The following is a 12,498-nucleotide window of genomic DNA, read 5'->3' on the forward strand; positions in this document are numbered from 1 at the left end:
CGGCACGATGGATGATGCGTTGGAAGCCAGTGATCAACGCGTTCTCCATCACCTTCGGTGACCGCTGGCCGGTGACCGAGACCTACTAATCGACACCGCCGGAAACACCGTTCGCGTTACGGACCCTCGCGGGATAGTTGCGCGGCTTGGTAGCAGTTGAGGGCTCTGTGGATCTTGCTTGGGCGTACTTGCAGACGCTCCAAGCCCTGGGGGTGACGGACGGTGGCGTCAGCAGTGGGTGAAGAAGTGGTCGAGGACTTCTGCGCCGAAGCGCAGGCCTTCGACGGGGACCCGTTCGTCGACGCCGTGGGCCATCGCCCGGTACGCAAACCCCTCCGGCAGCCAGAGCGGCGCGAAGCCGTAACAGTCGATGCCCAGCCGGCTGAAGGCTTTCGCGTCCGTACCGCCACCCATGCAGTACGGGACCACGACCGCGCCCGGATCCTGCGACCGGAGTGCGTCTGCCATGGCGGAGAACCAGGCCGAATCGACCGGCGCCTCGACCGCGGGCTGCCGGGTGAGGAACTCCCGTCGCACGTGCGGACCGAGCAGGCTGTCGATATCGCGGAGCAGGTCGTCCTCGGTGCCCGGCAGGGTTCTGGTGTCCACCAGTGCGGTCGCCACGCTCGGGATCACGTTCACCTTGTACCCGGCTTCGAGCACCGTCGGTGTCGTGCTGTTGCGTACCGTGGACTCGACGAGTCCTGCGGCGGCGCCGAGCCGGGCGAGGGTGGCGTCGACATCGGACAGATCTGTCTCGACCCCAAGCGCCGCGCCCGTGCGCTCGAGGAACGCCGTCACGGTGGGCGTCAACCGCACCGGCCACTGATGGCCGGACAGGCGATGCAAAGCGCCGACGAGACGCAGCACGGCGTTCTCGTCGTTACGGCGCGAACCGTGCCCCGCCCTGCCGCTCGCGGAAAGCCGCAGATGCGCCGTTCCCCGCTCCGCCGTGGCCACCGGGTACAGCCGCACAGGTCGCCCGTCAGCGGCGCGCACGTGGTAGGTGTAGCCCCCGGACTCGCTGATCGCCGCGGCACATCCGTCGAAAAGGTCACGATGTCTCGCGGTGAGCCAGTTCGCCCCGAACTCGCCTCGGTCCTCCTCGTCCGCCACGAAGGCCAGCACGATATCCCTGCGTGGCCTGCGTCCCGCCGTGGCCAGCGACCTGACCACGGCGAGCACCATCGCGCAGAAGTCCTTCATGTCGACGGCGCCGCGACCCCAGAGACAGCCGTCGCGGATCTCTCCGGAGAACGGTGGCACGGTCCAGTCGGCGGCGGTGGCGGGAACGACGTCCAGATGTCCCTGCACGAGCAGGGCGGGCAGTGTCGGATCCTGCCCGGCCAGCCTGGCGACCACGCTGGCCCTGCCGGGCGCCGACTCGTAGATCGTGCTCTCGACACCGGCGTCCGACAGCACCTGCGCGACGAACTCCGCCGCGTCTCGCTCGCCCGCGGAATCACCGTTGCCGTAGTTGGTCGTGTCGAACCGCAACAGTCGCGCACAGATGTCCACCACGTCGCTGCTCGCGGGTACGTGTACCACTCGCTCAGCCATACTTGCCCTGTACCGCCCCGGCCGCGATCGCCGTGACCACCTTGAAGGCCTTCATCGCCTCCGTCATGTCCGGCGCGTCGAACGCGACCTTGCGGACGTCGATCTGCTCCACGGTGGGGATCACGGCCGCCGCTTGCGCCAAATGGCTCGCGTCGAACTCCACCTCGATCCGATGCGCCCTCGGAGCCGGTGCGCGCCCACCCGCCCGCGCCGTGCACTCGCGCGCCGCCGAGGTCAGCAGTTCCGCGGTACGCGCGGGGGGAAGGCATACCGCGGCGTACCGGCTCACGCACTCCTTGACGCTGACCAGCTGGGCGTCCGGTGCGTACCCTCGCGCGTCCTCACAAGTCCTGTCGTCGCCGGTCACCATGAGCACCGGAACGCCGTACTCGGCGGAGAGCGCGGCGTTGAGATACCCCTCACTGGCGGGTTCGCCGTCCAGCCAGACTCCGGTGATCTGGTTCTCCAGGTAGGTGTGGGACAGGACGCCGTCGCAACCGGCGCCCGCGTGGTATCCGAGGAAGACGACGCCCTCGACGCCGGAGTCGATCCCCTGCATCATCGACAGCGGCTTATGCCTGCCGGTCAGCATCGCCGCGCGCGGATCGAGTTCCTCCAGCAACAGGTTCCGCTGGGCGGAGTGAGCCTCGTTCACGAGTACACCGGAGGCGCCGCCGTCGATCAGGCCGGTGATGGTCGCGTTGACGTCGTCGGTGAAGAGCCGGCGGAAACGTTGCCACTGTTCGGTTCCGGGTACGACGTCATCGGTCCAGGTGACACCGGTGACGCCTTCCATGTCGGCCGAGATCATGATCCGCATGAGGGCCAACCTATCGGTTTCCATGGTCCAGACAAGTGACGATCAGGACTTCCCCGCGGAGTTCGACTCCGGTTGACGGCCCGGCTACGTCTCAGAGCTGTGTCCCGTCGTGGCGATGGTGGTCGCCACGAGGAACTCCTCCTCGGCGTAGGCCTCGTACGCCTCGGCTTCGGCGAGGTCGTACTGGCCCGCGTAACCGCCGTAGGTGAACCGCTTCACCGTTCCCGTGATCTGGATGATGGAGCCTTCCTGGACCTCGTCGACGTCCCTGACGAACAACATCAGTACCGAGTCGTCGCCCCAGGCACCGGCATCGATCACGAACGATCTCGGGGTCAGCACGTCGGTCACCGTGACGTCATCGAGCGTGATCGTCTTGCCGAGAAACTCCTCACCGGCGAAGTACGGCTTGGTGGCGACGATCTGCTCTGCCGCCAAACCGCCGCCAGATCCCGCGTTTCCGTCGATGTCACATGCGGCGGTGGTGAAGGGGAGCAGCACGACAGCCCCTGCCGCGATCGCCATGCGCGCGGGCCGAACGGCCGGGCGAATCTGCATCGGTGCGCGCTCCTTCCTCACCAGTCTCCGATCATGAATTGCCCATACTCCGGTATCCCACGCGTCAGAGTTCCGCTCTGATGCGGTTTTGTGACCGCGAACCGGTGCGCACCACCCGGTTCCCGCAGACGTAGCGTTCCGGGGAGAATCGGAGTTTCCCGGGAAGCAGGAGAACAGCACGTGCAGCAGCAGCCAGAACCCGCCGCCTCCGGCGCAGGCCGTCAGGACCTCCGTGCGGACTGCGGAAGCTGCTTCGGGCTGTGCTGCGTCGCGTTGCCGTTCTCGGCGTCGGCGGACTTCGCCATCGACAAGCCCGCGGGCACGCCCTGTCCGAACCTGCTGGCCGACTCTCGCTGCGGGATTCATTCGCGGCTGCGCGAAAAGGGATTCTCCGGCTGCACGGTCTATGACTGCTTCGGCGCGGGGCAGAAGATCTCCCAGACGACATTCGGCGGACGGGACTGGCGGCAGCACCCGGTTACCGCTCGGCAGATGTTCGCCGTGCTCCCGATCATGCGCCAGCTTCACGAACTCTGCTGGTATCTCGAAGAGGCACTCGCCCTGCCGAGCGCGCGACCGATCCACCCCGAAATACGCGCCGCGCTGGCAGCTACGGAACGTCACACCCTCGGCAGCGCGGAGGAACTCACCGAACTTGACCTGGCCGGACATCGGGGCGAGGTCAACGCGTTGCTGCTGCGTACCAGTGAACTCGTGAGGGCCGGCGTCGCAGGGCGTAAGAAGAACCGCAGGGGAGCGGACCTGGTCGGCGCCAAGCTCCGCAATGCGGACCTGCGCGGAGCCAACCTGCGCGGTGCGCTGCTCATCGCCGCGGACCTCGGCAAGGCCGACCTGCGCTCGGCGGATCTCATCGGGGCCGATTTCCGCGACGCCGACCTGCGCGGGGCCGACCTCACCGGCAGCATTTTCCTCACCCAGTCCCAGCTCAACGCGGCCAGAGGTGACGCGGCCACCAAGATTCCCGCCGCACTCACCCGACCGGTGCACTGGTAATTTCTCCGCGCCACAGCCGGGCTTCGTACCCTGGACGCGTGCCCGAGGACAGCAGCCGCTCCAGCGATACGACCGATGGTCGAACCACCAGGTGGACAGGTCAGCGCGAGAAGCGGCGTACCGAATTCGTGAACGCCGCGGTCGCGGCTATCGCACTGCACGGACCCGGGGTGTCCACCGAACAGGTCGCAGCGCAGGCCGGGGTCGCCCGGCCCCGGCTCTACCGGCACTTCGACGATGCCGACGACCTCTACCGTGCGGTGGGGCAACGTGCGGCCGAGATGATCCTCACCGATATGGCACCGGTACTCCTGGAGCCCGCGGGTTCGGCGCGGAACATGATCGACCGGGCGGTGCGAACTTTCGTGAACTGGCTGGCCCGGCACGCCGACCTGTACCGCTACGTCGCTCATCGCGCTACCGCCAGTGCGGCGGGCCAGGAAAGCGTGGTCGCCGACATCAAGCAGGCCATCGCAGCGCAGGTCGGACGGCTGCTGGCCGCCTACCTCGAGGTTCTCGGCGCGAACTCCAGAGTCGCCGATCCGTTGTCGTTCGGACTGGTCGGCATGGTCGAGGCGACGGCCAACCGGTGGTTGGACGAGCCGGGAGAACTCCCTCTCGACGACCTCGTCGTCGAGCTGGCCAGCTGGATCTGGGGAACACTCGACCAGGTACTGCAGCGCGAAGGCGTCACGTTGGCTCCCGATGAGCCATTACCGCCGCTTCCCGGCTGGCAGTAGGCCACCACGCACTCGGGTGATACCGGAGGGCGGAGAGCAACTGTAGGGTACGAGCCCGTACCAGTTACAGTGGGTAATGGACGTCGGTAGCAGTGCGGAGTCCGAGCCGGCTGTGGAGCCAGAGGGGGCCCGCGGCCAGTCGCCGCCGGATCGGCGTGACCGGCCACAACGAGGGGTGAGCACTGTGTCGGAGTCGACGGATTTCCGCGCCTGGCTGGATCGAAGCGAACGCGAAGCGCACGACGCCATCGCTCGCAGTTACGCCGAGGGGAGGGCGGCTCTCGGCGTTCAGGATGCGGCAGACCAGGCACCTCATCGCGACTCGGCCGCCGCTGCCACGGTTCCCGCCGCCGAGAAGGCTGAGCCAACCGAACAGGATGGCGACACCGAGCAGGCCTGATGGCCGCCTGATGGCACGCCGCCTGCCACCTTTGTACACCCCGTGACCGGGTACCTCCGCACGGTGACGATCGGGCACGTGAAGGCAACGATCGGACACCTACCGTGTTGGGGAGATATTGCGCACTTACGCCCCTATGTGGTTACTTTTCGTCTTCGGCAGTAACCCTGGGAGGAACGCGGTGGTCAAGATGTGGGGCATCAAGCGGAGACATGTCCGGGCGACGGTGGCCATGCTCGCAACTCCCTTGCTGGTGGCCGGGCCTTTTGTCGCCCCGGCGCAGGCGCAGGAGAACACCGTGCTCCGGGTCGCGCTGGTCCAGGAAGTCGACCACCTCAACCCGTTCCTCGCGAGCTTCTCCTCCAGCGCCATGATCGGCCGGATGGCTTGGGAATTCCTCACGCTGCCCTCCGCGGAGGACGCGACCCCGACCGGCGGGGTCGCGGAGAAGTGGGAGTCCTCGGCGGACGGTCTCACTTGGACGTTCACCATCCGTGAGGGCATGACCTGGTCCGACGGGCAACCGGTGACGGCGGCCGATGCCGCGTTCACGTTCAACCGCATCATGGAGGACCCCGCTGCGGCCGAGGCCAACGGCAGCTACGTCACGAACTTCGAGAGCGTGACTGCGCCGGACGAGCGGACCCTGGTCATCAAGATCAAGGAACCGCAGGCCAGCATGACCGCCCTGGATGTGCCGATCGTGCCGGAGCACATCTGGACCGATGTCGAGGACATGGCCGACCCCAAAACCGACTCGATCGAGTACGTAGGCGTGGGGGACGGCCCATTCCTGATCACCGAATTCCGCCGGAACGAGGTCGTCAAGCTCAAGGCGAACCCGGACTACTGGCGCGGCGCGCCGAAGGTCGACGAACTGCAGTTCGTCAGCTACGAGAACGCGGATGCCGCGGTGAACGCGCTGCTGAACAGTGAGGTCGACTTCATCAATCGCCTCACGCCCACACAGTTCGATTCCCTCAAGGGCAAGGACGGAATCACCACGAATCAGGCGGCGGGACGCCGGTTCAACGACCTGCTGCTCAACCCCGGGGCGCAGACCCTGGAACGTAAACCGATCGGCGACGGCCATCCGGCACTTCGCGACGTACGGGTGCGCAAGGCGATCGCGATGGCGATCGATCCGCGGACCATTGTGGACAAGGTCGTCGGCGGCTACGGCGAACTACCTGGCGGTATCGTTCCCCCGCTGTACGAGGACTTCCATTTCGCGCCATCGCCGGAACAGGCGTACAAGTTCGACCCGGACGCCGCGAATGCGATGCTCGACGAGGCCGGATACCCGCTCGGCCCGGACGGTGTCCGCACCGGCCCGGACGGCAAGCCACTGAAGTTCCGGCTCACCGGGCGCGCGAGCGAGGACTTCGACCAGCGAGTGGCCGACTATGTCGCGGGCTGGCTCGACGCCATCGGGATCTCCGTGACGAAGGACCTCGTCTCCGACAACGAGGTGGACGTCAAGACCTCGGCAGGCAACTACGACATGGCGTTGTCCGGTTGGGGAACGAACCCGGATCCTGACTACATCCTCGCCAAACAGGCCTGCGAGAGCCTGCCCGCCACCGCGGGCAGCAGCAGCACGGCAGCCTTCTTCTGCGACGAGGAGTACGACCGGCTCTACGAGCGGCAGCGAGCGGAGACCGATCCGGCCGCGCGGGCGGAAATCGTCCGGCAGGCCCAGGCGCGCTACTACGACCAGGTACCCAGCGTGGTGCTGGACTACGACAACGTGCTCGAGGCCTACCGTTCGGACAAGTTCGAGAGCTTCACCAAGCAGCCGGTCGACAACGGCCCGATCATGGAGCAGACCGGTCCGTGGGGGTTCTACGGGGCTGTTCCAGCGGGGGAGGCGACCGGTGGTGCCGGCAGCGGCGCCAGCGGTACCTGGATCGCCATCGGTGCGGGCGTGTTGATCGTCGGCGCGGGGGCGGGCCTGCTCGTGGCGCGGCGCAGGAAGTCCGCAGAGGACCAGGAATAGGCGGCGCGAGTTGACCGACGTCAGCACGTCTGACCGGCTGCCGGGGCAGCAGGACGATCTGGACGAACCGCGTGGCGGCAGTGGTACGGCGCGGTTCGTCGCGGGCAAACTCGGCGCCGCGGCGGTGAGTCTCGGGCTGGTCGTGGTACTGGGGTTCCTGCTGTTCCGGATGATTCCCGGTGATCCGGTGAACACCCTGACCCGCGATCGCCCGACCAGTCCGGAACAGATCGCCCAGTTGCGCGAACGACTTGGCGTGGACAAGCCGCTCTTCCAGCAGTTCCTCGACTACGCGACCGGGCTGTTCCGCGGCGATCTCGGCATGTCCTATGTGTACAACAGGCCGGTGGGCGCGATGATCGCGGAGCGACTGTGGCCGACGGTGCTGTTGGTGGGTACCGCGACGGTGCTCGCGATCGTCCTCGGACTGTGGCTCGGCGTGCGGGCCGCGTGGCGGCACGGTAGCGGGTTCGACCGGGCACACACCGGTATCGCGCTCACGCTGTGGTCGGTTCCGCAGTTCTGGCTCGGGCTGTTGCTGCTGATCGCCACTCAGGGGTTGTTCCCGAGCCGGGGTATGCGATCTCCGGACATCCCCGAGGCCTTCTTCGCGCAGGCGCTGGACATCGCTCATCACCTGGTACTGCCGTGCGTGACCCTGCTCGCGGTGATCTATGCCCAGTACATGCTGGTGATGCGATCGTCGTTGCTTGAGGAGATGAACGCGGACTACCTCACCACGGCCAGGGCCAAGGGCCTGCGCGACGACCTCGTGCGCCGCAGGCATGCGGTGCCCAACGCACTGCTGCCCACCGTCACGCTCGTGTTCCTCCAGTTCGGCATGGTGGTTTCGGGCACGGTAACGGTGGAGACGGTTTTCTCCTGGCCAGGTCTCGGCCTGCTCACCTACGACGCACTGAGCGGGCCTGACCTGCCCGTGCTGCAAGGAGTGTTCGTAGTGCTCGCCGGGTCGGTCATCGTGATGAACCTGGCGGCGGAGTTGCTCTACCGCTTGCTCGACCCGAGGGTGCGTGAATCGTGAGTGAGCCGCAGCGGAGCGCGAGGACGATCACCTGGCAGCGCAGGCGTGCTTCGGCTGCCGCGTTCTGGCACGAGTTCACCACAAACAAGGGTGGGCTTGTCGGTCTCGGCCTGCTCGCGTTGATCGTCTTGCTGTCGGTGCTGGCTCCGTGGTTCATCGACGAGGCCGCGCTGGACGTCACCAAGGCCACGGGGACGCCCCTGCAGGCGCCGAGCTGGGACTACCCGCTCGGGACCGACGTCGACGGCCGATCCGTGCTGTTGATGACCTTCTGGGGTGCGCGGGTGTCCCTGCTGGTGGGTTTCGCCGCGACCGTGTTGTCGGTGTTCATCGGTACGCTGGTCGGCATCGCCGCGGCGCATTTCGGCGGCTGGGTTTCCGGTCTGCTGCTGCGTTTCACCGACTTCTTCCTGGTGCTGCCCTCGCTGGTGCTCGCGATGGCGCTCTCCGCCGTCCTGCCGCGCGGGATCATGACGATCATCGTCGCGGTAGGGGTGACCTCATGGCCAACCACCGCGCGGTTGGTCCGGGCGCAGACACTCACCATCGAGAGCAGGCCCTACATCGAACGGGCAAGGGCGCTGGGCGGGGGGCATCCGCACATCATCGGTACGCACGTGCTGCCCGCGGTCATGCCGCTCGTGCTGGCCAACACGACACTCGTGGTCGGGAACTCGATCATCGCCGAATCCACGCTGTCCTTCCTCGGCCTCGGCGACCCGAACGCGATCTCCTGGGGGTCGATGCTGCAGACGGCCCTGAGTTCCGGGGCCGTGACCGCCAACGCCTGGTGGTACATCCTGCCTCCAGGGCTGGCGATCGTGGTGATCGTACTGTCGTTCACGCTGGTCGGCCGCGCGCTGGAGATGGTCCTGAATCCGAGGCTCAAGCAGGGAGGGCGGGCATGACCGCCGCGGAGTCCGTCCCACTGCTGGAACTGCGGAACCTCGGCGTCACGTATCGCACGGCTGTGGGCGATGTCGACGCAGTACGGGCCGTCGACCTGACGCTGCACGCCGGTGACACGCTTGGCATAGCGGGTGAGTCGGGCTCCGGCAAGTCCACTGTGGCGATGAGCGTGCTCCGGTTGCTGCCGAAATCCGCCACGGTCTCCGGCGAGATCCTCCTGGACGGGGAGGACGTCCGTACGATGCGCTGGGGCAGGCTGCGCGCGGTCCGCTGGTCGGCGGCGTCGGTGGTGTTCCAGGGCGCGATGCACGCGCTGAACCCGGTGCGCAAGGTCGGCGCCCAGATCGCCGAGCCGATTCGCCTGCACGCGCCGAAAGACGGGATCTCCGAGAGCGCCGTGCAGGCGCGGGTGCGAGAGCTGCTCGAGCAGGTCGACCTGCCGACGGCTCGCGCGAACGCCTATCCGCACGAACTGTCCGGCGGCCAGAAGCAGCGGGTGATGATCGCCATGGCGCTCGCCTGCCGGCCGCGGCTGATCGTAGCCGACGAGCCGACCACGGCCCTGGACGTGATCGTGCAGGCCCAGGTACTCGAGCTGCTGCGCAGGCTCGTCGCCGAGCACGACATCGGTCTGATCATGATCAGCCACGACCTGGCCGTCCTGGCCGCGACCTGCGCGCGTATCGCCGTGATGTACGACGGGCAGGTGGTCGAGCTGGGGCGTGGGCAGGACGTCATGCACCGTCCCCAGCACGAACACAGCAAGGCGCTGGCGGCCGCGTTTCCGACTGTCGGCGATCCCGTCTCCAGGTTCGCTCCCGCCACCAGCAACCCGCTACCGCCGGAGCCGGTCCGCGATCGCGCGGAAGAGTCCCTCGCGCCGCTGTTGTCGGCTCGTGATCTGCGCGTGAGCTTCCGCGACAGATCGGGTGCGCCGATCAACGCGGTGGCCGGCGTGGATCTGGACATCCGCCGCGGCGAGATCGTGGCATTGGTCGGGCAGTCGGGATCGGGCAAGACCACACTCGCGCGGACGATGCTCGGCCTGCAACCACCCTCGTCCGGGTCCCTGCGTTTCGCCGGTGATCCACTGCCGAAGCGGGGGTCGGCGCTGCGTGCATACCGGCGTGAGGTGCAGCTCGTGCTGCAGGACCCCACCAGCGCGCTGAACCCCCGGCACAGTGTGTACGAGGCGGTCGCCGAGGGGCCACGTATTCACGGCCTCACGGGATCGGGTGAACGTCAGCTCGTCGCTCGGGCACTGGAAGCGGCCGAGCTGCGGCCGGCCGAGCGGTTCATGTCCAGGATGCCGCACGAACTCTCCGGCGGGCAGCGGCAGCGGGTGGTGATCGCGGGGGCACTGGCGCTGGATCCGAGCGTGCTGGTCGCCGACGAACCCGTCGCCTCGCTCGACGCGTCGGTCCGCGGCGAGATTCTCGCCCTGTTCCTCCGGCTGCGCCGGGAACTGGGCCTGGCCGCGCTGGTGATCACGCACGATCTGGGACTGGCCTGGAACATCGCCGATCGGGTCGCGGTGATGTATCGCGGCGAACTGGTGGAGGTCGGCACCGTTGAGGAGGTGCTGCTCACCCCGCGGCACGACTACACGAGGTCGTTACTGGCGGCGCTGCCCAGCGGAACGAACGTTCCCACACCCGGGTGAACCTGTTTCGCACTTTCCCGGGAAAGCGCGAAACAGTCCTGGGCAGTTGTCGCGAACAGCCGCACTTTCCCGGGAAAGTGCGAGGGTGTCGGTGCGGGCAAAGCGCCCGTTCCCGACGGGGCCCACCGGCTGGTGTGTAATCTCAATACCCGACATGGCCACCACCACAGACCCCGTTCCGGGGGCCGGATCCACTGGAGCCGCACACGGCTCCACCGACGCGGCTGCCGGTACGCCGAGCGACGACCACACCTCAGCGGGTGGGGGAGAGCCCTCGCGATTCCCGTATCGCACGATCGCCATGGGCGCCGTCGGCAGCACTCTGCTCATGCTCGCCGCACTCGGTGCCGGGGGCATTCTGATCCGGGACCCGGTGCTGGGGCACGGCCCGCTGTCGTGGATCCGGTACGGCCACGGCAAGGCACTCGCCACGGCGATGCTGTACGTCGGCTTCGCCCTGGTGGTGTGGGCCTGGGTACGACTGGGTCGTTACGTTCTCGCTCGCCGGGTCGGCACCCGGCCGGTGCTGATCGCGGCCGGCTGCTGGATGGCGCCGCTGCTGATCTCGCCGCCGCTGTTCACCAGGGACGTCTTCTCCTATCTCGGCCAGGGGGCCCAGCTGCTGTACGGGCTCGACCCGTACGCGAACGGTCCGGCGGAGCTCGACGTCCTGCCCGACGTGGTGCAGAACGTCCACTCGTTGTGGCAGACCACTCCCGCCCCGTACGGTCCCTTGTTCCTGCTGGTGGCAAAGGGAATCGTCGGGTTCACCGGCAACAACATGATCCTCGGCGTGATCATCACCCGCCTGGTGTTGCTGATCGGCCTCGGCATGATGCTCTGGGCGCTGCCCAGGCTGGTCCGCCACCTCGGCGGCAGGCTGCCGGTCACGATGTGGCTCGCGATCGCCAGCCCGATGACCGTGATCCACCTCGTCGGTGGTCCGCACAACGACCTGTTGATGCTGGGTTTCCTGACGATCGGTGTCCTTGCCGCACTGGAACGCAAGCATGTGCTGGCGATCGTTCTGGTCACCGTCGGCATGCTGATCAAACCGACCGCGGCGCTGGCGTTGCCGTTCCTGGTCTGGATCTGGGCCAATCACCTTCCCGGCGACAACCTGCGGCGTAACTTCTTCCGTGCGGTCACCCCGTCGCTGGGAATCTTCGGTGCCATATTCGTGTCGGGCACCTGGCTGTCCCTCGGCTCGTTCAACCTCGGCTGGATCAGCGGGATGGAAGCACCCACGCTGATCACGAACTGGTTGAACTTCCCGACCGGAATCGGCGAGATCGTCTACAACCTCGTGCACCTGCTCGTCGAAGTGCCGTCCTCGCCGTTCGTCACCGTCGCCCGGCTCATCGCGTACGTGCTGCTCGCCGTGTTCGCGGTCCGGCAGTGGTGGCTGGCGCGGCACGGCGGGAACGAGGCCATCCTGCGGATGGCGATGACCCTGCTGGCCGTGGCGATCCTCGCACCGCCCACCCTGCCCTGGTATCTGACCTGGGGCTTCGTCATCGCCTCGACGTTCCCGTGGCAGCGCAGGCACCTCGCGATCGTGGTCGCGGTCTCGGTGGTCCTCGTACTGGTCTACTACCCGACGGGTGAGCAGGCGCTCTACGACTGGTGGTTCATCGCGATCGTGGTCGCCGCCAGCCTCTACGCCGCTGCCTCACTGCTCCGGCCTGACCCGCTGGGCCTGATCGCCGCATGGCGCAAGCCCGAAGACCAAGCGCCCGCTCCCGAAGACCCTGGCGCCACCCCCGAAGCTGTCTCTGATACCAATCCCCGAC

The 12,498-nt window shown here is 67.4% G+C and carries 11 protein-coding genes; 8 read left to right on the forward strand and 3 right to left on the reverse strand.

The features are described 5' to 3' along the window. Positions 1-228 precede the first annotated feature (228 nt). The 3 genes from D0C15_RS32745 to D0C15_RS32755 all read right to left on the reverse strand — a co-directional run bounded on the left by D0C15_RS32745 (position 229) and on the right by D0C15_RS32755 (position 2,938). The gene (locus D0C15_RS32745; protein WP_116051937.1) at positions 229-1,560 is read right to left on the reverse strand and encodes a M20/M25/M40 family metallo-hydrolase; all 1,332 of its coding nucleotides are present in this window, start codon (positions 1,558-1,560) and stop codon (positions 229-231) included. Beyond that, entirely contained in the window at positions 1,553-2,380 is an 828-nt protein-coding gene (locus tag D0C15_RS32750) for a M55 family metallopeptidase (RefSeq protein ID WP_116051938.1), read from the reverse strand. Before D0C15_RS32750 ends, D0C15_RS32745 begins: the two co-directional genes overlap by 8 nt. Before the next feature lie 84 nt (positions 2,381-2,464). Continuing rightward, positions 2,465-2,938 carry a hypothetical protein gene (locus tag D0C15_RS32755; protein ID WP_116051939.1) on the reverse strand — a complete coding sequence of 158 codons (474 nt, stop codon included), beginning with the start codon at positions 2,936-2,938 and terminating at the stop codon, positions 2,465-2,467. A gap of 180 nt (positions 2,939-3,118) precedes the next feature. Here D0C15_RS32755 and D0C15_RS32760 point away from each other — a divergent pair, with 180 nt between their 5' ends. The 8 genes from D0C15_RS32760 to mptB all read left to right on the forward strand — a co-directional run. Continuing rightward, complete coding sequence (locus D0C15_RS32760; protein WP_116051940.1) at positions 3,119-3,952, forward strand: pentapeptide repeat-containing protein; 834 nt, start codon at positions 3,119-3,121, stop codon at positions 3,950-3,952. Between the two features lie 38 nt (positions 3,953-3,990). Beyond that, a complete protein-coding gene (locus D0C15_RS32765) occupies positions 3,991-4,692 on the forward strand; it encodes a TetR/AcrR family transcriptional regulator (protein ID WP_116051941.1) in 702 nt (233 codons plus the stop codon). A gap of 175 nt (positions 4,693-4,867) precedes the next feature. Further along, positions 4,868-5,092: a hypothetical protein gene (locus D0C15_RS32770; protein ID WP_116051942.1), complete on the forward strand. Its 225-nt coding sequence runs from the start codon at positions 4,868-4,870 to the stop codon at positions 5,090-5,092. 190 nt (positions 5,093-5,282) lie between these two features. After that, positions 5,283-7,091, forward strand: a complete 1,809-nt coding sequence (locus tag D0C15_RS32775; protein WP_425455456.1) for an ABC transporter substrate-binding protein — start codon at positions 5,283-5,285, stop codon at positions 7,089-7,091. A gap of 37 nt (positions 7,092-7,128) precedes the next feature. Then, a complete protein-coding gene (locus D0C15_RS32780) occupies positions 7,129-8,133 on the forward strand; it encodes an ABC transporter permease (RefSeq protein WP_245976493.1) in 1,005 nt (334 codons plus the stop codon). Next, positions 8,130-9,041 (forward strand): ABC transporter permease, encoded by a 912-nt coding sequence (locus D0C15_RS32785; RefSeq protein WP_170161379.1) that lies wholly within the window; start codon positions 8,130-8,132, stop codon positions 9,039-9,041. The genes D0C15_RS32780 and D0C15_RS32785 overlap by 4 nt, the downstream gene beginning before the upstream one ends. Continuing rightward, positions 9,038-10,705: a nickel ABC transporter ATP-binding protein NikE gene (nikE, locus tag D0C15_RS32790; RefSeq protein ID WP_116051944.1), complete on the forward strand. Its 1,668-nt coding sequence runs from the start codon at positions 9,038-9,040 to the stop codon at positions 10,703-10,705. The genes D0C15_RS32785 and nikE overlap by 4 nt, the downstream gene beginning before the upstream one ends. A gap of 154 nt (positions 10,706-10,859) precedes the next feature. Continuing rightward, positions 10,860-12,498: polyprenol phosphomannose-dependent alpha 1,6 mannosyltransferase MptB (gene mptB, locus D0C15_RS32795; RefSeq protein ID WP_170161380.1), on the forward strand; the 1,639-nt coding region annotated here is incomplete at its 3' end.

The organism is Amycolatopsis palatopharyngis (assembly GCF_003385185.1).
Lineage (GTDB): Bacteria > Actinomycetota > Actinomycetes > Mycobacteriales > Pseudonocardiaceae > Amycolatopsis > Amycolatopsis palatopharyngis.

Coding starts and splice junctions, on each gene's coding strand:
- D0C15_RS32745 (WP_116051937.1), bottom strand. CDS start 1,560: ATGGCTGAGCGAGTGGTACACGTACCCGCGAGCAGCGACGTGGTGGAC.
- D0C15_RS32750 (WP_116051938.1), bottom strand. CDS start 2,380: ATGCGGATCATGATCTCGGCCGACATGGAAGGCGTCACCGGTGTCACC.
- D0C15_RS32755 (WP_116051939.1), bottom strand. CDS start 2,938: ATGCAGATTCGCCCGGCCGTTCGGCCCGCGCGCATGGCGATCGCGGCA.
- D0C15_RS32775 (WP_425455456.1), top strand. CDS start 5,283: ATGTGGGGCATCAAGCGGAGACATGTCCGGGCGACGGTGGCCATGCTC.
- nikE (WP_116051944.1), top strand. CDS start 9,038: ATGACCGCCGCGGAGTCCGTCCCACTGCTGGAACTGCGGAACCTCGGC.